This is a genomic window from Streptomyces capparidis, assembly GCF_054782095.1.
Genome location: NZ_BAAGTD010000088.1, coordinates 1 through 18,918 on the forward strand (window position 1 = coordinate 1; position 18,918 = coordinate 18,918).

Sequence of the window (18,918 nt, forward strand, 5' to 3'; positions counted from 1 at the left end):
TGCCGCACCCCGGCCGCCGCGAGGACGTTGTCCAGGGCGGCGCGGCTGCCGATGCGGCGGATCAGGGTGGCCCGGGACACGCCGACGATCTCCGCCAGGTCGGCGAGCGTCAGATCGGCCGCTTCACGGCCGGTGTCGGTCAGGTGGCGGACCACCACCTCCCCGATCTCTTCCAAGTGCGTCTGTTCCGTCGTCATGTCATGAGTCTGCACTTGCTGCTTAGTAAGCACAAGTGTCAGTATCAGCCGTGAGCAAAGGCCGGCCCCCGGCCCGGAAGCCGCACACACACCGTGATCGCCGCAGGTGAAGGCCTCGACAGACGCCGAACACCCCCCTCCGGCCACCGGCTCCCCCGGCCCTTCGAGCCCCGCGGGCCCTCGCGAATCCCTCGCATCCCACTCGACTTTGACATGAGTGTCACCAGCCCCTTCGCCCCTCCGCAACCGGCCGCCCCCCACCACCGAGCGCCGCCCCACCGAAGTGACCGAAAACCGTCCCCCGAACCCCAGAAGTCGCGGAACGTGATCGCCAACAGCCCACCACCGGGCACACGAGCGACCCGCACCCACCACGCCCACCCATCCGGAACCGCCCTCCGCCGCTCCGTCCCCGCAGCGAACCGTTCGTGCCGCTCCTCGGCGCCCCGGCGCGACACCGCCCCCGCCCCCGCCCGGCCCCGCGTGTCACACCAGCCACCGGCCGTCGCGCATCAGGTGTCGTCCCGCCAGTTCGTGCTCCCCGCGCCACGCCTGCACCGCCCGCGGCACCACCCGGAGGTACGCGTACGGGGCGTTCTCCCGGCGCGGGTCCCACCCGGTCTTCGCCGTGAAGGCGTCCGCCGCGGCGGTGGGCACCCGCTCGGCGGGGAAGGCCCGCGCCTCGCCGTCGAGCAGGACGACGTCCCGGGTGTCGCCGAGCGCGAGGCGGGCCCGGCCGGTGTCGCGCAGGTTGCGCGCGGTGGGGTTGGCGGCCCGGGTGGCCAGCCACACCGCCTCCCCGTCCCAGCGGAACCACAGCGGCACCAGGTACGGCACACCGTCGGCGCCCGCCGAGGCGGCCCAGATGTCCAGCTCCCGCTCCAGCCGGGCGAGGACATCGCGTTTGCGCAGCTCAGGGCCGCGAGGCGGCTCGTTGATCGTCATGCGGGGACGCTACCCGGGGGTCCGTCCGCCGCGCCTCGGGCGGCGGGCGTAGGACCGCGGGCGGACCCCGGCCGGGCGTCGACAGACGGTGCGCCGCCGGGCATCATGATCCGCATGCCCGACCACGATCACGCGATACCGGACGCGGTGGACACCGCCGCCGTCCTCGCCCTGGCCGACGGCTGGCACCGGCGCACCACCCGGTTCCTCGGGGCGCCGGAGGCGGGCGGACACCTCATCAAGCTGTACGCCATCGAGGCGCCCGGACGGGCCGTCACCCCGGCGGCCGAGGAGGCGGCGCTGGCCCGCGCCGCGGACCAACTGCGGCTGGAGCGCTCCGCGGGCTCGCTGGGGCTCGGCTGCGTGATCGTCCACGCGGGCGGCGACGGCGACTACCTGCTGGTGCACACCTGGGTGGAGGCGTACATGTCGCGGCTGGCCGTCTTCACCGGCCCCGCGGACCGGCCCGAGCTGCTGCGCCCCGGCGCCGCGGGCCTGGCGCCGTGCGTGTGGGAGGCCGAGGTCCTCTCCCACGAGCGGGACGCGTATCTGCGCCGGGTGCTGGCCGGCGGCGGCACCGTGGAGGAGCGCCTGGCCGCGTGGCGGGCCGACGTCCTGCCCACGGCGCAGGGCCGCCCGTGACCGCCGTCCGGCCCGCCCGCCCCGGCGACCTGCCCGAGGTGGCGGTCCTCGCGGCCGAGCACGCCGCCTACGAGAAGGCCGGCCCGCCCGCCCCCGACCTCGCCGAGCGCCTGGGGCGACTGCTGTTCGCCTCGCCCCGGCCGGCGCTGCGCTGCCTGGTCGCCGACGCGGGGGACGGGCGGCTCGCCGGGTACGCCACCTGCGCCCCGGAGTTCGCCACCTGGCAGGGGCACCAGTACCTGCACCTGGACTGCCTGTACCTGCGCCCGGAGCACCGGGGGCACGGTGTGGGGGCGCGGCTGTTCGAGGCGGTCGTCGCCGAGGCGCGGGCGCTCGGTCTGGACGAGGTGCAGTGGAACACCCCGCCCTGGAACGAGGGCGCGATCCGCTTCTACGACCGGCTGGGCGCCACCCGCCGCGAGAAGGTCCGCTTCACCCTGCGCGTGGGCTGAACCGGACCCGGCCCGGGCGCCCGTCCCGCCGTCAGGCCCCCGCCCGCGGCCGGTACACCGACACCGTGAACGACACGGTCACCGCGAGCGGGCCGTCCAGCGCCGCGATCCGCCGCCGCAGCTCCTCGGGCGGCACATGGCGGGCGGTGGGGCCCATGGCGGCGAGGTTGCCGACGTCCCGGGCGCCGGGGGTGACGACGTACTCCAGCGCCCGGCCGCCCACCCGGTCGAAGCGGCCGGACAGCGCCCGGCGCAGCCGCTCCTCCTTCGCGCCGTCCACCGAGATCAGGCCGACCCTCCGCCGCAGCTCGTCGAGGTGCCCCGGCCCCGGGGTGGCCACCACCAGGGCCCCGCCCGGCCGCAGCACCCGGTGGAACTCGGGCCCGTTGCGGGGCGCGAAGACGTTGAGCACCACGTCGCAGGCCCCGTCCCGCACCGGCAGCGGCCGCCACACGTCCCAGCTCGCCGCCCCGGCCCGCGGGTGCGCCCGCCCCGCGCGGCGCAGCGCGTACGCGGAGGTGTCCAGGCCCAGGCCCGCGCCGTCCGGGACCGCGTCCAGGGCGGCGGCCAGGTAGTAGCCGGTGCCCACCCCGGCGTCCAGCACCGTGCCGCCCGGCGGGGCCGCGTCCGCCACCGCCCGGGCCAGGGCGCCGGCGAGCGGCGCGTAGTGCCCCGCCCGCAGGAAGTCCTCCCTGGCCTGCACCATCGCGGCGCTGTCCCCGGTGGCGGCGCGCCGACCGCCACCGAGCAGCCCGACGTAGCCGTGCCGGGCGATGTCGAAGGAGTGCCGTCCGGCGCAGCTCAGCGCCCGGCCGTCGGCGCCGGTGAAGGAGCCGCCGCACACCGGGCAGCGCAGGACCGGCAGCAGGGCGCGCCAGCGGTCGTCGGCCATCCGGGAGTTCGCCGCCTGCGGTTGCGCCGCGTGGTGCTCTGCTGCCCGGCGCTTCGCTGTCCGGGGCTCGGATGTCTCGGGCATGGGGGTTCCTCACGGCAGCCGGGCGGCTGCCCGTTCAGCGGTGGACGATCGAGCCCGCCGGGCGGCCGGGGGCCGGTCCTGGCGGCGCCGCGATCGGCGGACACACCTCAGGGCGCCGCGGCACGGTACGCACCGCCGCGCCTGTCACCGCCTCACGAATACGCGTGGGGAACGCTGCGACATGCCATGGCCGCAAGCGTACAGGCGCGTCGGCGGGACCAGGCGCCGTCCGCGACCCGACCCGCGCCCTCCGGCCGCCCTCACCCGCCCCCGCCGCGGCCCCCGCCCACGGCGCCGGCCTCGATGCCGTCGAGGAGGTACGCCAAGCCCAGGGCGAAGGTGGTGTCCCAGTCGTGGCCCACCGACGGGCCGTGGGCGGCCAGGGTGGGGTAGCGGTCGCTGTGGGCGCGCAGGTGGTCGGCCGCGGCCCGGCGGGCGGCCTGCTCGTCGCCGGCGCGCCAGGTGACCTGCATCAGCGCGGAGCCGATGACGTGGTGCGACAACGCGTACGCCGCCGCGGTCAGATGCGGCTCGGTGAACCCGGCGGCGCGCAGAGTGGCGTACAGGAACTCGGTGCGGGCCAGCACGTTGGGGCCGAGCATGGGGCGGGCGAGCAGGGTGGCCGACCAGGGGTGGGCCAGCAGCGCGCCGCGCCAGCCGCCGAGCAGCTCGGTGACGTCCTCGCGCCAGGGCCGGGCCCCGGCCCGCGGGACGGGAACCTCCCCGAAGATCGCGTCCAGGGCCAGGTCGAGGACGTCGTCCTTGGTCCTGACGTGCCAGTACAGCGTGGTCGCGCCGGTGCCGAGGCGCTCGGCGAGCCGCCGCATCGTCAGCCGGCCGACGCCTTCCTCGTCCAGCAGCGCCACCGCCTCCCGGACGATCCGCTCCCGGCTGAGCGGCGGCGCCTCCCGCCGGGTGCGCGGCGGCCGCAGCCACACCCCGCCCGCCGTCTCCGCCCGCGTTTCCCGCTCCGGCCTTTCCTGCCCCGTGTCCACGGCCCCGATCCTAGTATGCTGATCCAGCACCGGACCAACGTTCCAGTAACCAGAACACCGTTCCAGCCTCCTCCCCTACCCCTTCCCCTTCTCCGGAGGGCGCGCCCGCCATGGGACACATCGAGGTCGACCGGCTCACCCACCTGCTCCCCGACGGCCGCCTGCTGCTGCACGAGGTGTCGTTCCGGGTCGGCGAGGGCGTCACGGCCGGCCTGGTGGGCCCGAACGGCGCGGGCAAGACAACCCTGCTGCGGCTGATCGCCGGGGACCTGCGCCCGGACGACGGACGGGTGACCCGCTCGGGCGGTCTCGGGGTGATGCGGCAGTTCATCGGCAGCCTCCGCGACCCGGACCGCACCCTGCACGACCTGCTGCTCTCCGTCGCCCCCGAAGACGTCCGCGCGGCCGCGGCCCGCCTGTCCCGCGCCGAGGCCGCGCTCGCGGCACACGACGACGAGCCGACCCAGCTCGCCTACGCCCAGGCGGTCAGCGACTTCGCCGACGCAGGCGGCTACGCCATGGAGGTCGTGTGGGACACCTGCGCCACCGCCGCCCTCGGCCTGCCCTGGGACGCCGTGCGCGACCGCCCCGTCACCACCCTCTCCGGCGGCGAGCAGAAACGCGTCGTCCTGGAGGCCCTGCTGCGCGGCCCCGACGAGGTGCTGCTGCTCGACGAGCCGGACAACTACCTGGACGTGCCCGCCAAGCAGTGGCTGGAGGAGCGGCTGCGGGCCACCTCCAAGACCGTCCTGCTGGTCTCCCACGACCGGCGCCTCCTGGCCAACGCCACCGACCGCATCGTGACCGTCGAGTCCCGCCGCGTCTGGGTGCACGGCGGCGGCTTCGCCACCTACGCCCAGGGCCGCGAGGCCCGCATCGCCCGGCTGACGGAGCTGCGCCGCCGCTGGGACGAGGAGCACGCCAAGCTCAGGCACCTGACGCACACGCTGCGCCGGACCGCCGCCAACAACGACTCCGTGGCCTCCGCCTACCGCGCCGCCCGCACCCGCCTCGCCCGCTTCGAGGAGGCGGGTCCGCCCGAGCCACCGCCCAAGCGGCAGAACGTCCGGATGCGGCTGCGCGGCGGCCGCACCGGCAAGCGCGCCGTCATCTGCGAGAACCTGGAGCTGACCGGCCTGACCCGCCCGTTCCGCACCGAGATCCGGTACGGCGAACGGGTCGGCGTGCTCGGCCCCAACGGCTCGGGCAAGTCCCACTTCCTGCGCCTGCTGGCCGAATCCGCCGACGGCGCCACCCCGACGGTGCGGCACAGCGGCACGGCCCGCCTGGGCGCCCGCGTGACGCCCGGCCACTTCGCCCAGACCCACACCCGCCCCGACCTGCACGGCCGCACCCCCGCCGAGGTGGTCACCACCCGCCACGCCCACACCCTGAACGAGGCCATGGCCGCCCTGGCCCGCTACGAACTCGCCCCCGCGGCGAACCAGCCCTTCGAGACCCTCTCCGGCGGCCAGCAGGCCCGCCTCCAGATCCTCCTGCTGGAACTGTCCGGCGCCACCCTCCTCCTGCTCGACGAACCCACCGACAACCTCGACCTGGCTGGCGCCGACGCCCTCCAGAGCGCCCTGACCACCTACTCCGGCACCGTCCTGGCCGTCACCCACGACCGCTGGTTCGCCACCGACATGGACCGCTTCCTCATCTTCGAAGGCGACGGCACGGTCCACGAATCCCCCGAACCGATCTGGACCCCCACCCGACGATGAGCCGCCCCACCCCCACGCCACCCCGAACCGACGGCCGCCCCCGAACCAGACCCCACCGAGCCCCACCACCGCGAACAACCCCACCCGGCGAAGGCAGGAGAGCCGCCTCACCCAAGACACGAAAGAGCCCCCGCCGGATCACTCCGACAGGGGCTCTCATCTGTGGACCTGAGGGGATTTGAACCCCTGACCCCCTCGATGCGAACGAGGTGCGCTACCGGGCTGCGCTACAGGCCCAACGGGAGGAAACTTTAGCACCTCGCGGGGGGTGGTCGTTAATCGGTTTGGGTGGGGGTCACTCGTTGGCGGCGCGGGGGCGGTCCTGGTCGGCGTACTGGTCGAACAGGGGGGTGCGGCCGCGTTCGCGGGAGCGGGGGGTGGTGGGGTCCTGGTCCTTCGGGAGGCGGGCGGAGCTCCAGGTGCCGGGGGCGTTGAGGTCCACGCCGGTGGTGTTGCGGGGGGCGACGGGGGCGGTGACGTACGTCGGCAGGGGGACGGGGACCGGCTCCCAGCCGTCCTGGTCGGCGGGGCGGCGGCGCATGCCGTCCACCCACTCGGCGTGGTCCGTCTCCTCCACCACGGCGCGGCGGACGGCCTCCTCCGGCTCGGGGGCCGCGGGGGGCTCGGGGGCCGGCGGGGCGGCGGCGGGGGGCGCGGCCGCGGGGCGCGGGGGGCGGGTCTCGCGCAGGCGGTGGGCCGCCTCGGCGGCGCGGTGCTGGTCGAGCTTGACCTCGAAGCGGCGGCGCTCCTGGCGGCGCAGGTGGGCGATGTAGGCGGTCAGCAGGACGCCGGGCACGGCGGGGAGCCACAGCAGCTTCCAGCCGCCCACGGCGGCGGCGACGGTGCCCGCCGTGAAGGTCAGGAACAGCACGACGGTGGTCCTGCGGCGGCGGGCCAGCACGCGGGCGCGGCGGGTGCCGTGGCCGGGGGGCGGCGGCTGCTGTTGCTGCTGCTGCTGCCGGGGGCGTACGGGCACGGCGAGGTCCCGCACGTCCACCGACGGGGCCGGGGCCGGTTCCGGCTCCGCGGGCGCGGGGTCGTGCGGTTCCTCGGGGTCCTGGGCGTGGCCGGATTCGGTGGCGGCCTTCGCGTAACGGCGCTCCATCGCCGCCCGCCCCGACAGGAGGCGAATGGCGGTGCTGAAGCGTTCCGTCGGGCGGGCCTCGTTCAGCTCGTCCTGCCTACGGAGCCACATCGGCACCAAGTAGGCAGCCCAGGCCCCCACGATGACTGCGTAGATGAGGCCGCTGCTGCTCACGCTCACACCGTAGGGGGCGCGGGGACGGCCCAACAGCAATTCGCGGCGGTGTGTCGCACGATCTGGCTGATAGACCGAGCTTTTTTTGCGATTGGTGCGATGGTCGGCCCGAAAATACGCCAATAGGGCGAGCCGCACTCGGCCCACCTGGGGCGATTATTCGAATGCTTGTTTTATTTGTGGTGTGCGTTGGCTTTCCGCCAGCGGTTGAGCAGGCCCTCGGGGACCTCCTCGACGGTGAGCGCGTACACCAGGTGGTCCCGCCAGCCGCCGTCGATGTGCAGGTAGCGGGGTCGCAGGCCCTCCTCCCGGAAGCCCAGCTTCTCCACCACCCGGCGGCTCGGCCCGTTCTCCGGCCGGATGCACACCTCGATCCGGTGCAGCCCCAGGACGCCGAAGCAGTGGTCCACCGACAGCGCGACCGCCGTCGGCATCACGCCGCGCCCGGCCACCGCCTGGTCCACCCAGTAGCCGATGTGCGCCGAGCACATCGACCCCCAGGTGATGCCCGCCACGGTGAGCTGGCCGACCAGCCGTCCCCGGTACGCCACCACGAACGGCAGCATCCGCCCGGCCGACGCCTCGGCCCGCAGATGGCGGACCATCTGCCGGTAGGTGGGCCGGCTCCCGGACTGGCCTCCCGCGCCCGGGGGCACGGTGGCCTCCCAGGGGCGCAGCCACTCGCGGTTGCGCTGGTTCACCTCCCGCCAGGCACGTTGGTCGCGCACCCTGATGGGACGGAGGGTGATGTCGCCCTCCGTCAGCTCCACCGGCCAGAAGGGGTTCAGCTCGATCTCCCTGTGCTCTGCGTGGTGCCGGAGGCGGGGTGGTCGCCGCCGCGCAGTTGGTCCACGGCGTGGGGCAGGACGGGCTCCAGCACGGCCAGGCCGTCCTTCACCCCTCCGGTGGACCCGGGAAGGTTCACCACGAGAGTGCTACCCGCTACGCCGGCGATCCCACGCGAGAGCACGGCCGTGGGGACCTTCGCCCGGCCGGCCGCGCGTATCGCCTCGGCGATGCCGGGGATCTCGTACTCCACAACGCGCCGGGTCATCTCGGGGGTGCGGTCGGTGGGCGAGATTCCGGTTCCGCCGGTGGTGAGGACGACGTCGAAGCCCGCCTCGACGGCCTCGCGGAGCACCGCCTCCACCGGCTCGCCGTCCGGCACGACCCGGGGGCCCTCCACCGCGAAGCCCATCGACGCCAGGCCCGCGACCAGCAGCGGGCCGCCGCGGTCGGCGTACACCCCGGCGGCGGCGCGGTTGGAGACGGTGACGGCGAGGGCGCGCGGGGCGGTCATGCGTTGTCCTTTCGGCCGGGGGCGGCGCCTCCGGCGGGGGCGGGCGCGCGGTGGTAGTCGCCGGACTTGCCGCCCGTCTTCTCCTCCACTTGGACGGCCTCGATGACGGCGGCCTTGTCCACGGCCTTGACCATGTCGACCACGGTGAGCGCGGCGACCGTGACGGCGGTGAGGGCCTCCATCTCCACGCCGGTGCGGTCGGCGGTGCGGACGGTGGCGGAGATCTCCACGGCGGTGTCGGTGACGGTGAGGTCGACCGTGACGCCGGACAGCGCGATGGGGTGGCACAGCGGCACCAGGTCGGGGGTGCGCTTGGCGCCCATGATCCCGGCGATCCGCGCCACCGCGAGGGCGTCGCCCTTGGGGACGCCCTCGCCGCGCAGCAGCTCGACCACGCGCGGGGAGACCCGCACCCGGCCCGAGGCGCGGGCGGTGCGGACGGTGGCCTGCTTGGCGGACACGTCCACCATGCGCGCGGCGCCCGCCGGGTCGATGTGGGTCAGCCGGGGCTGCTGCGGGTCCTGCGGCTGCTGCGGTGTGGGGTCGCCCGTGCTCATCGCTCTCCTGATGCGGTGCCTGCCGTGCCTGCCGCGCGGTGCCTCGTGCGCGGCGGCGCAGGACACCGTACTCCTGGCGGGGCGGGACGGCCCCGGGGGGCGAGCGGTGCGGCGGCCGGGCGCGCCTACGTGAGCGGTATCACGTGCACCTCCGCGCCCGCCTCCACCGAGGTGACCTCCTCGGGGACGACGATCAGCGCGTCCGCCCGGGCCAGGGCGGCGATCAAGTGGGAGCCCGCGCCGCCCACGGGCGTGACCTCGTCCGCCGCCGCGTCGTAACGGGCGCGCAGGTACTGGCGCCTGCCCCGCGGGGACGCGGCGATCTCCTCGGTGAGCCAGGCCGTCACGGTCGGGCGGTGCACCGGGGTGAGGCCCATCAGGGTGCGGATGGCGGGGCGCACGAACAGCTCGAACGACACGTAGGCGCTCACCGGGTTGCCCGGAAGGGCGCACAGCGGGGTGCCGTCGGGGCCGATGTGGCCGAAGCCCTGGGGCTTGCCCGGCTGCATGGCCAGCCTGCGGAACTCCACCGAGCCGAGCTGCTCGAAGACCTCCTTGACCACGTCGTGGGCGCCGACGCTGACCCCGCCGCTGGTGACGAGGATGTCGGCGCGGATCAACTGGTCCTGCACCGTGTTGAGCAGCTTCTCCGGGTCGTCCGGCACGGCGCCCACCCGGTACGCCTCGGCGCCCGCCTCCCGGGCCGCGGCGGTCAGGGCGAAGCTGTTGGAGTCGTTGATCCGCCCCGGGCCCGGCTCCTCCCCCGGCTGGACCAGCTCGCTGCCGGTGGACAGCACCACCACCCGCGGCCGCGGGCGCACCCGCACGGACGGCCTGCCGATCGCGGCGAGCAGCGCGATCTGGGGCGGCCCGAGCACCGTGCCCGCCTCCAGCGCGAGCTGCCCCGCGGGGGCGTCGCCGCCGCGGCGCCGGATGTGCGCGCCCTCCTGGACCGGGCGGAAGATCCGGACCTCGCCCCAGGCGTCGGAGGGGTCGGCCCGGTGGGCGGTCATGGCGGTGGCCGGGACGTCCCCGCCCGCGCCGCCGTCCGTCCACTCCACCGGCACCACGGCCTGCGCGCCCGGGGGGATCGGCGCGCCCGTCATGATCCGCACGCACTCGCCGGGACCGACGGCGGGCGGCTCGCCCGTGCCCGCCGCCGCCTCGCCGACGACGCTCAGCACCGCGGGGAACCGCTCTCCGGCGCCCGCGGTGTCGGCGACGCGCACGGCGTAGCCGTCCATCGAGCTGTTGTCGAAGGACGGCAGGGGGGCGCCCACGGTGACGTCCTCGACCAGGACGCAGCCCTGGGCGTCGAGGATCTGGAGCTCCAGGGGTTCGAGCGGCGTGAGGGTGCGCAGGATGTCCTCGACGTGCTCGTCCACCGACCAGAGCCGGTCCTGTGCGGTGCCCCGTTGCTCGCTCAAGCCATCTCCTCGTTGACGAACGTCCGCAGCCAGGCCCGGAAGTCGGGGCCCAGGTCATCACGTTCGCACGCGAGTCTGACAATGGCACGCAGGTAGTCGCCCTTGTCGCCGGTGTCGTACCGGCGGCCGGAGAACAGCACGCCGTGCAGGGGGCCGCCCTTGTCGTTGCGCTGGGCGAGCACCCGCAGCGCGTCGGTGAGCTGGATCTCGCCGTTCCTGCCGGGCTGGGTCTGCTTGACCTCGCCGAAGATCTCGGGGCTGAGCACATAGCGGCCGATCACCGCGTAGTTGCTCACGGCCTCGCCCGGGCCGGGCTTCTCCACCAGGTCGGTGACGCGCACCACGCCGTCCTCGCCGGTGGGCCGCACGGCCGCGCAGCCGTACAGGTGCATCTGGGCGGGGTCGACCTCGATCAGGGCGACGACGCTGCCGCCGAGCCGCTCCTGCACCTCGATCATGCGGGTGAGCAGCGGGTCGCGGGGGTCGATCAGGTCGTCGCCGAGGAGGACCGCGAACGGCTGGTCGCCCACGTGGGGCTCGGCGCACAGCACCGCGTGGCCCAGGCCCTTGGGGTCGCCCTGGCGCACGTAGTGTATGGCCGCGAGGTCGCTGGACTCCTGGACGCGGGCCAGCCTGCCCTCGTCCCCCTTGCGGGCGAGGAGCTCCTCGAGCTCGTAGTTGCGGTCGAAGTGGTCCTCCAGGGGGCGCTTGTTGCGCCCGGTGACCATCAGCACGTCCGGCAGTCCCGCGGAGACCGCCTCCTCCACCACGTACTGGATGGCCGGCTTGTCCACCACCGGGAGCATCTCCTTGGGCGTCGCCTTGGTGGCGGGCAGGAACCGCGTGCCCAACCCTGCGGCGGGGATGACAGCCTTGCTGATGCGGGGGCGAGAGAGTGTCATGCCTCGCACACTAACGGGTGTTTCTTTGCGACCGCTGTGCATCGGCCGCGAAACAACGCTTCTGAGCGGAATCACCCGGTATCCAGGCACGAGGAGAGGGGGCCGGCATGGCGCCGGACAGGGCACCGGACGCGCGTTCCCGGGCGGAAGCGGGCGGGAACGGGCAGTCGGCGGGCGGAAACGTCACCGGAAGGGCCACTGAGAACGCCACCGAGGAGAGCGCGGACGTTCACATTAGTAAGACAGTGTTTCGGAAAAGGTTGCTGAAGGCGAGGCTGGGGCTAACGGCCGATGAACGCGGGGAGGCGGAGGCCGCCGTCACGGCGCACGCCCTGGCCCTGCCGGAGCTGGCCGGGGCCGCGGTGGTGGCCGCGTACGTCTCGGTGGGCAGCGAGCCCGGCACCCGGGAGCTGCTGGAGGCGCTGCGGGCCCGCGGCACCCGGGTGCTGCTGCCCGTCCTGCTGCCCGACGGCGACCTGGACTGGGCCGAGTACACCGGCCCCGAGGGGCTGCGCCGGGTGTCGCGGACCGGCGGCACCTCGCTGGGGCTGCTGGAGCCCGGCGGGCCGCGGCTCGGGGTGGACGCGGTCACCGGGGCGGACGCGGTGCTGCTGCCCGGTCTTGCGGTGGACGTCGGCGGGATGCGGCTCGGCCGCGGCGGCGGCTCCTACGACCGGGTGCTGGAACGGCTCGGCCGGGCCCGCGGGGACGTCCCCCTCGTGGTGCTGCTGCACCGCGGGGAGATCGTCCCGCGCGTCCCGGCCGAGCCGCACGACCGCCGGGTGACGGCGGCGGTGACCCCGGAAGGAGTCAGGCGCTTCTAGCGGCGGGCGCTACCGCTTGCCCGGCGAGGCCGTCAGCACCATGCGGTTCTTGGTGCGCTTCTTGACCGCGTCGTCGCTGAACGCCCACGGCAGCAGGTCGCCGCGCTGCCACATCGCCGTCTGGTCGTAGTAGTTCTTGTGGTAGGCGTGGCCGGAGGCGCCGGTGAGGTTGATCCAGCGGGACTTGTCGAAGTCCTCCAGGTTCACCACCATCCGCATCGACGGCACCCAGGTGACCTCGTAGCCGCCCGCCGCGTTCCAGCCGGTGGCGTCCACGGCGGCCTCCCCGCCGCCCATCTCGTACGGGCCGCGGTTGAACAGCCACTTCACCACGCTCGGGGCGTGCTTGCCGAGGGTCTGGTTCTTCAGGTCCAGCTTGTGCAGGCGGCCCCAGCTCCAGGTGGAGATGTCCTTGCCGAGCTTGGCGGTCAGCTCGAACCGGGCGTCCTTCATGGCCCGGCGCAGCATCGCGTCGCGGTCGCCCTTGCCGCCGAGCTCGGTGGAGGTGGTCCACCACTTGCTGTCCTTGTCGGACAGGAGCTTCCTGACCACCTCGGACCAGCGGTCGCCGCCGTCCGGCTGGGCCTGGTCCGGGTCGCGCTCGCCGCACTCCAGGATGGTCTTCGGGTCCTCGCCGAGGTCGTCTACGGGGCCCGCGTCCTCGGCCGGGGGCACGTTGATGCACTCGTCCTCGGGCCGCAGCTCCTTGGGCATCTTCTTGCCGAAGGTGTTCTTCAGCAGGTTGCGCCACACCCCGTTGAAGTAGGCGGCGGCGGCCGAGTCGGAGTCCTGCTGGTAGTCCCAGTCGCGCAGCAGGTCCTGGGCCTCGCGGACGTAGTCGTCCTTGATCTCGATCTTCAGCAGCTCGGGCACGAGCAGCTTGGCGATCTCGCTGGTGTTGTCGAGCTGCATGGACTGCATGTCGTCCATGGAGATCTTGCCGCCGCCCTTGAGCTTGCCCTTGATCAGCTCGTTGATCCGCTGGCTGCGGGTGCCGTACGACCAGTCGGAGGTCAGCGCGTGGGGGTAGCGCTCGTCGATGACGGCCTGGTTGGCGGTGACGATGTAGCCGCGCTCGGGGTTGTACTCGTACGGCATCTCGTCGAAGTCGACGAACGACTCCCAGGTCGCCTCCGGGTCCCAGCCCGGCGCCGGGTAGCGGCCGTCGAAGTCCTCGCCGCGTATCGGCACCTGGCCGGGGGCCTGGTAGCCGATGTTGCCCTCGCGGTCGGCGTAGATCATGTTCTGTGACGGAACGGCGAAGTCGCCGGCGGCGTCGCGGAACTCCTCGAAGTCCTTGGCGCGGTTGAGCCCGAAGACGGCGTCCATGGTCCTGGACGGGGTCAGCGCCGTCCACTTCAGCGAGACCGCGTAGCCGTCCTTGCGGTCGGGGGCGGCGTCCGGGGCCGGGGCCTCCTGGCCGACGCGGGTCAGCTCGTCCTCGCGGTCGGAGACGATCGGGCCCATCTCCTCGGTCTCCCGCACGGTGATGGTGCGCGACTTCCCGCCGGCGACCTTGATGGTCTCCTTGCGGGTGTCGAACTCCTTCTCCTCGTCGCCGTAGGTGTAGGTGTCCTCGGTCACCTTCTGGAGGTACAGGTCGGTGACGTCGGCGCCGAGGTTGGTGAAGCCCCACGCGATGTCGCCGTTGTGGCCGATGACGACGCCCGGCATGCCGGAGAAGGTGAAGCCGGCCACGTCGAAGGTGCACTTGTCGTTCAGGGAGCGGCAGTGCAGGCCCATCTGGTACCAGAGCGAGGGCATCTGGGGGGCCAGGTGCGGGTCGTTGGCCAGCAGCGGCTTCCCGGTGGTGGTGTAGGCGCCGGAGACCACCCACGAGTTGGAGCCGATGCCGCTGCCGGAGGGGCCGAGCAGGTTCGGCAGGGAGTCCAGGCGCTCGGCGACGCCGGCGAGCTGGGTCTGGACGGAGGAGCCGCCGGTGCCGGATCCGGTGCCGGTGCCTGCTCCTGTGCCCACGCCCGTGCCGGTTCCGGTACCCGTGCCGGTGCCCCCGCCCGGGATGCCCGCGCCGGTGCCGAGGCCGGAGGAGTCGGAGGTGTCGTCCGGGTCCGCCGCGGGATCGAACTCGCCCGTGACGGGGTCCACGGCGCCGTCGGAGACGATCGTCTCGTTCCGCTTGTAGGGGTAGGCCGGGTAGAGCTCGTCGATCTCCTCGGGGCTCATCCGGCCCGCCATCAGCGCGCGGTCGATCTCCTGCTTCATGTTGCCGCGCAGGTCCCAGGCCATGGCCTTCAGCCACGCCACGGAGTCCACCGGGGTCCACGGCTCCGGCTTGTAGTCGTTGGTGAGGCCCAGGACCGCGTACTCCAGCGACAGCTCGTCGCCGCTGCGGCCCTTGAGGTAGGCGTTGACGCCCTCGGTGTACGCGTCCAGGTAGCGCTTGGTCTCCTTGGACAGCTTCTTGTCGTACTCCTCCTGGGCCACCCGGCGCCAGCCGAGCGTGCGCAGGAACGCGTCGTTCTCGACCTGGTCCTCGCCGAACATCTCCGAAAGGCGTCCGGCGGTGATGTGCCGTCGGACGTCCATCTCCCAGAACCGGTCCTGCGCCTGGACGAAGCCCTGGGCCATGAACAGGTCCTCGTCGGTGTCCGCGTACAACTGCGGGATGCCCTTGGCGTCCCGTCTGACCTCGACCGGCCCGGACAGGCCGGGGAGCTCGAGCTGCCCCGTGGTCTGCGGGAAGGAGGCGCGGACCGTACTGACGCTCCACACGGCGCCGCCTGCGACGCCTGCCACCACCAGGACGATCAGCCCGATCAGGACAAGGCGGGAGCGTCGGAATTTCTTCTTGGCGGGCATCGGTGTCCTTCGAGGTCCTCACGGGGGCCGTTGCTGGAGCAACACTAGGCCGAGCGGGGCGCGGTGGTGACATCGCGTCCCGTTCCACGGGTGCTCGGCCGACCGGGTGACACCGGTGGCCGGAGGCCCGCGGGGGGCGCGGGGCCGGTGTGGGCGCGCCGGGGGCCGCGGTCGGTGGGGGGTACGCGGTGGGTGCGGGGTTCGTCCGCCGCCCGGTCCCCGAGGGTCCGGCGGGGGGGTTGGGACCTCCCGCGCGGCCAAGCCAAAAGCAGGTAAAATGTTAGAGGCCGAAAATACTTCCACCCCGCCCCTCGGCCGCTCTCCGGCCTGACCGGTCGTCAGAGCGGACGGGCGGGGACCCGGCCACCCGCCCGGAGCAAGCCCCGCCGACCCGCCCCGCCATCGAGCAGTCCCCGGCCGCCCCGCCGCCGGCCGGCCGGCCCCGACCGACCCGACCCGGGCGCCCGGTTCCGTGACCGGATCCGCCCGCGCCTCCGCGCCTCCTCCGGTCGCCCGACCGGGCACAGACCGGAGACAGACCGAGCACAGAGCAAGAAAGACCGAGCACAAACCACAAGCACACCGAAACAGACCCGAACAGAAAGGGCTGCCCCCTGAGCGTCGACCGCCTCAACGAACTCATGCTGGTCTCCGCGGCCGTGCTGCTCGTCGCCGTCGTGGCCGTCCGCCTGTCCACGCGAAGCGGGCTGCCCAGCCTGCTCCTCTACCTCGCCATCGGGGTGGCCATAGGGCAGGACGGGCCGTTCGGCGTCCGCTTCGACGACGCCGAGCTGACCCAGGTGCTCGGCTACGCGGCCCTGGTCGTGATCCTCGCCGAGGGCGGGCTCGGCACCAAGTGGCAGCAGATCAGACCCGCGATCCCGGCGGCGGCGGCGCTGTCCACCGTGGGCGTGGCGGTCAGCGTGGGCATCACCGCGGCGGCCGCGCACCTGCTGGTCGGCCTGGAGTGGAAGCTCGCGCTGCTCATGGGCGCGGTGGTGTCGTCCACGGACGCCGCCGCGGTGTTCTCGGTGCTGCGCAGGGTGCCGCTGCCGCCCCGGCTCACCGGCGCGCTGGAGGCCGAGTCGGGGTTCAACGACGCGCCGGTGGTCATCCTGGTGGTGTCGTTCTCCACCACCGGGCACCTGCACTCCTGGTACGAGATCGCCGGGGAGATCGCGCTGGAGCTGGCGATCGGCCTCGTCGTGGGCGTCGCCGTCGGCAGACTCGGCGCGCTGGGGCTGCGGCAGATCGCCCTGCCCGCGTCCGGTCTGTACCCGATCGCGGTGATGGCCCTGGCCGTGCTGGCGTACGCCGGGGGCGCGCTGGCGCACGGCAGCGGCTTCCTCGCCGTGTACATCGCCTCGCTGATCCTGGGCAACGCCAAGCTGCCGCACCGGCCGGCGACGCGCGGCTTCGCCGAGGGCCTGGCGTGGATAGCGCAGATCGGCCTCTTCGTGCTGCTCGGCCTGCTGGTCACCCCGCACGAGCTGGGCGACGACGTGCTGCCCGCGATCATCGTCGGCCTGGCCCTGGTGCTGGTCGCGCGGCCGGTGTCGGTGCTGGTGTCGCTGGCGCCGTTCCGCTGGCCGTGGCGGGAGCGGGCGCTGCTGTCGTGGGCGGGGCTGCGCGGGGCCGTGCCGATCGTGCTGGCCACCATCCCGCTGGTGGCCGACGTCCCGGACGCCGGGCGCGTGTTCAACATCGTCTTCGTCCTGGTGATCGTCTTCACGCTGGTGCAGGCGCCCACCCTGCCCTGGCTGGCCCGCACGCTGCGGCTCGGCGAGGGCGACCAGGCGGCGGAGCTGGACATCGAGTCGGCGCCGCTGGAGCGGCTGCGCGGCCAACTGCTCACCCTCCACGTCCCCCGCGGCTCCCGGATGCACGGGGTCGAGGTGGGCGAGCTGCGGCTGCCCGCCGGGGCGGCGGTGACGCTGGTGGTGCGGGAGGGGCGCAGCTTCGTGCCGCTGCCGGAGACGGTGCTGCGGCGCGGCGACGAGCTGCTCGTGGTCTGCACGGACGAGGTCAGGGACCGGGCCGAGCAGCGGCTGCGGGCGGTCGCCCGTGGCGGCAAGCTCGCCGGATGGCTGGGCGCCTGAGCGGGCCGGCGCGGGCGGGCGGGCGCTCCCCCGGACGGGGGTTCCGGCCGGACAACCGGGGGAGCGTGCCTCATGTCCCGGTGGACCCCGGTGGACTAACCAGCGGGAATGCTGCACCATGGACCGTCGTTAGCACTCACTGAGCAAGAGTGCCAGGAGGAGCAAGTGCCGACGTACCAGTACCAGTGCACCGACTGCGGCGAGGGCCTCGAGGCGGTGCAGAAGTTCACCGACGACGCGCTCACCGAGTGCCCGAGCTGCGACGGACGCCTGCGCAAGGTGTTCTCGGCCGTCGGTGTCGTCTTCAAGGGCTCCGGTTTCTACCGGACCGACAGCCGCGCCGGCGCGAAAGGCAGCTCGTCGAAGAGCTCGTCCTCCTCGAACGGCTCCGGCGACTCGTCGTCCGGCTCGAAGGACTCGGGCACGAAGGGCTCGGGCTCGAAGGACTCGGGCGGGTCGTCCAAGGGCGACAGCAAGCCGGCCTCCACCACGTCGGCCGCCTGAGGTGGCGGTGACCGGGGCGGGTGCCTCCGCCCGGGCGGAGGTGGGGGTCATCGGGGGCTCCGGCCTCTACACCTTCCTCGACGACGTCACCGAGGTGACCGTCGACACCCCCTACGGCCCGCCCAGCGACTCGGTGTTCCTCGGCGAGGTCAAGGGACGGCGGGTGGCCTTCCTGCCCCGGCACGGGCGCGGGCACCACATGCCGCCGCACCGGATCAACTACCGGGCGAACCTGTGGGCGCTGGCCTCCCTGGGCGTGCGCCAGGTGCTGGGGCCGTGCGCGGTGGGCGGGCTGCGCCCCGAGTACGGCCCGGGGACGCTGCTGGTGCCCGACCAGTTGGTGGACCGCACCAAGTCCCGGGTGCAGACCTTCTACGACGGCCTTCCGCTGCCGGACGGCACGGTGCCGAACGTGGTGCACGCCTCCTTCGCCGACCCGTACTGCCCCGACGGGCGGCACGCGGCCGTGGACGCGGCCCGGGCCGCCGGCTGGACGCCGGTGGACGGCGGCACCCTCGTGGTGGTGGAGGGGCCGCGCTTCTCCACCCGCGCCGAGTCGCGCTGGCACGCCGCGCAGGGCTGGTCGGTCGTCGGCATGACCGGGCACCCCGAGGCGGTGCTCGCCCGCGAGCTGGGCCTGTGCTACACGTCGCTGACGCTGGTCACCGACCTGGACGCGGGGGTGGAGACCGGTGACGGGGTCACCCACGACGAGGTGCTGAAGGTCTTCGCGAGCAACGTGGACCGGCTGCGCGGGGTGCTGATGGCGACGGTCGAGGCGCTGCCCGAGGAGCGGGACTGCCTGTGCGCCGGTGCGCTGGACGGGATGGAGACGGGGCTGCCGCTGCCGGGCGAGGGCTGAGGCCGGGCCGGGCTTGCACGGTGCCGGGCTTGGACGGCGCCGGGGCCCGACCTGGACGGCTGGCCCGCGGTGGCCCGGGCCGCACGCCTCCCGCTCGCTCGCTCCTCCTCTGCGGAGACGATGACGCGCTCACCCTCACGGGTGGGCGCGTTTTCCACATGCGGCGGGTTCTCCCCATGTGGATCTCCGTCGGCGCGGAGCGGGTGCGGGGCGGGGCATGGTGGACGCGTCCTGTCCGGTGCTCCTCGCTTCCGTGAAGGTGGTGGCCGCCGTGCTCGCCGTTCCCGCCGTGTCCGACGTCCCCGTGTTCCCCCCGATCAGGGCCGGAGCCGGCCGGAGGCGGCCGCGCGTGCCGCGCGGGCGCCGCGGTGGCCCGGTGGCCGTGGTGGCGGCGGGCGCCGCGGCGGCCGGCGTGCTGGCGGCGCCGGGGC

Annotated in this window: 19 protein-coding genes and 1 tRNA gene; 8 read left to right on the plus strand and 12 right to left on the minus strand. The window is 74.1% G+C overall.

What is annotated here, in order from left to right; translation table 11 throughout:
* Positions 1-197: hypothetical protein (locus ACYVO2_RS35995; protein WP_461012331.1), on the minus strand; the 197-nt coding region annotated here is incomplete at its 3' end.
* A gap of 486 nt (positions 198-683) precedes the next feature.
* A complete protein-coding gene (locus tag ACYVO2_RS36000) occupies positions 684-1,142 on the minus strand; it encodes a pyridoxamine 5'-phosphate oxidase family protein (protein WP_461012332.1) in 459 nt (152 codons plus the stop codon).
* A gap of 114 nt (positions 1,143-1,256) precedes the next feature.
* Between ACYVO2_RS36000 and ACYVO2_RS36005 the strand changes: the two genes are divergently transcribed.
* Both ACYVO2_RS36005 and ACYVO2_RS36010 read left to right on the plus strand, forming a co-directional pair.
* Positions 1,257-1,784: a hypothetical protein gene (locus ACYVO2_RS36005; protein WP_461012333.1), complete on the plus strand. Its 528-nt coding sequence runs from the start codon at positions 1,257-1,259 to the stop codon at positions 1,782-1,784.
* Entirely contained in the window at positions 1,781-2,236 is a 456-nt protein-coding gene (locus ACYVO2_RS36010; RefSeq protein ID WP_461012334.1) for a GNAT family N-acetyltransferase, read from the plus strand. The genes ACYVO2_RS36005 and ACYVO2_RS36010 overlap by 4 nt, the downstream gene beginning before the upstream one ends.
* Positions 2,237-2,267: 31 nt before the next feature.
* Here ACYVO2_RS36010 and ACYVO2_RS36015 read toward each other — a convergent pair whose 3' ends face one another.
* Together ACYVO2_RS36015 and ACYVO2_RS36020 are read right to left on the minus strand one after the other, a co-directional pair.
* A complete protein-coding gene (locus ACYVO2_RS36015; protein WP_461012347.1) occupies positions 2,268-3,128 on the minus strand; it encodes a putative RNA methyltransferase in 861 nt (286 codons plus the stop codon).
* A gap of 344 nt (positions 3,129-3,472) precedes the next feature.
* Positions 3,473-4,207 carry a TetR/AcrR family transcriptional regulator gene (locus ACYVO2_RS36020; protein WP_461012335.1) on the minus strand — a complete coding sequence of 245 codons (735 nt, stop codon included), beginning with the start codon at positions 4,205-4,207 and terminating at the stop codon, positions 3,473-3,475.
* 110 nt (positions 4,208-4,317) lie between these two features.
* Here ACYVO2_RS36020 and ACYVO2_RS36025 point away from each other — a divergent pair, with 110 nt between their 5' ends.
* On the plus strand, positions 4,318-5,934 hold the full coding sequence (locus ACYVO2_RS36025; protein ID WP_461012336.1) for an ABC-F family ATP-binding cassette domain-containing protein: 1,617 nt from the start codon (positions 4,318-4,320) through the stop codon (positions 5,932-5,934).
* Between the two features lie 163 nt (positions 5,935-6,097).
* On the opposite strand, the gene ACYVO2_RS36030 is transcribed toward ACYVO2_RS36025, so the two are convergent.
* The 7 genes from ACYVO2_RS36030 to galU all read right to left on the minus strand — a co-directional run bounded on the left by ACYVO2_RS36030 (position 6,098) and on the right by galU (position 11,378).
* A tRNA-Ala gene (locus ACYVO2_RS36030) sits at positions 6,098-6,171 on the minus strand.
* A 58-nt stretch (positions 6,172-6,229) separates the two neighbouring features.
* A complete protein-coding gene (gene sepX, locus ACYVO2_RS36035; protein WP_461012337.1) occupies positions 6,230-7,192 on the minus strand; it encodes a divisome protein SepX/GlpR in 963 nt (320 codons plus the stop codon).
* 173 nt (positions 7,193-7,365) lie between these two features.
* Positions 7,366-7,962: a GNAT family N-acetyltransferase gene (locus ACYVO2_RS36040; RefSeq protein ID WP_461012338.1), complete on the minus strand. Its 597-nt coding sequence runs from the start codon at positions 7,960-7,962 to the stop codon at positions 7,366-7,368.
* A 14-nt stretch (positions 7,963-7,976) separates the two neighbouring features.
* On the minus strand, positions 7,977-8,492 hold the full coding sequence (locus ACYVO2_RS36045; RefSeq protein WP_461012339.1) for a MogA/MoaB family molybdenum cofactor biosynthesis protein: 516 nt from the start codon (positions 8,490-8,492) through the stop codon (positions 7,977-7,979).
* Positions 8,489-9,049, minus strand: a complete 561-nt coding sequence (gene moaC / locus ACYVO2_RS36050) for a cyclic pyranopterin monophosphate synthase MoaC (RefSeq protein ID WP_461012340.1) — start codon at positions 9,047-9,049, stop codon at positions 8,489-8,491. Before moaC ends, ACYVO2_RS36045 begins: the two co-directional genes overlap by 4 nt.
* Positions 9,050-9,174: 125 nt before the next feature.
* Positions 9,175-10,476, minus strand: coding sequence for a molybdotransferase-like divisome protein Glp (gene glp / locus ACYVO2_RS36055; RefSeq protein WP_461012341.1), 1,302 nt, complete (start codon positions 10,474-10,476; stop codon positions 9,175-9,177).
* A complete protein-coding gene (galU, locus tag ACYVO2_RS36060) occupies positions 10,473-11,378 on the minus strand; it encodes a UTP--glucose-1-phosphate uridylyltransferase GalU (protein ID WP_461012342.1) in 906 nt (301 codons plus the stop codon). The genes glp and galU overlap by 4 nt, the downstream gene beginning before the upstream one ends.
* Positions 11,379-11,611: 233 nt before the next feature.
* On the opposite strand from galU, the gene ACYVO2_RS36065 reads away from it, so the two are divergent.
* Positions 11,612-12,202: a 5-formyltetrahydrofolate cyclo-ligase gene (locus ACYVO2_RS36065; RefSeq protein WP_461012348.1), complete on the plus strand. Its 591-nt coding sequence runs from the start codon at positions 11,612-11,614 to the stop codon at positions 12,200-12,202.
* Between the two features lie 9 nt (positions 12,203-12,211).
* On the opposite strand, the gene ACYVO2_RS36070 is transcribed toward ACYVO2_RS36065, so the two are convergent.
* On the minus strand, positions 12,212-15,022 hold the full coding sequence (locus ACYVO2_RS36070) for a penicillin acylase family protein (RefSeq protein WP_461012343.1): 2,811 nt from the start codon (positions 15,020-15,022) through the stop codon (positions 12,212-12,214).
* Positions 15,023-15,636: 614 nt separating this feature from the next.
* Between ACYVO2_RS36070 and ACYVO2_RS36075 the strand changes: the two genes are divergently transcribed.
* The 4 genes from ACYVO2_RS36075 to ACYVO2_RS36090 form a co-directional block, all read left to right on the plus strand.
* Entirely contained in the window at positions 15,637-17,121 is a 1,485-nt protein-coding gene (locus ACYVO2_RS36075) for a potassium/proton antiporter (RefSeq protein WP_461012349.1), read from the plus strand.
* 165 nt (positions 17,122-17,286) lie between these two features.
* Positions 17,287-17,625, plus strand: a complete 339-nt coding sequence (locus ACYVO2_RS36080; RefSeq protein ID WP_461012344.1) for an FmdB family zinc ribbon protein — start codon at positions 17,287-17,289, stop codon at positions 17,623-17,625.
* Between the two features lie 7 nt (positions 17,626-17,632).
* Entirely contained in the window at positions 17,633-18,487 is an 855-nt protein-coding gene (locus ACYVO2_RS36085) for an S-methyl-5'-thioadenosine phosphorylase (RefSeq protein WP_461012345.1), read from the plus strand.
* A 238-nt stretch (positions 18,488-18,725) separates the two neighbouring features.
* A partial coding sequence (locus ACYVO2_RS36090; protein ID WP_461012346.1) for a hypothetical protein occupies positions 18,726-18,918 on the plus strand: 193 nt, incomplete at its 3' end.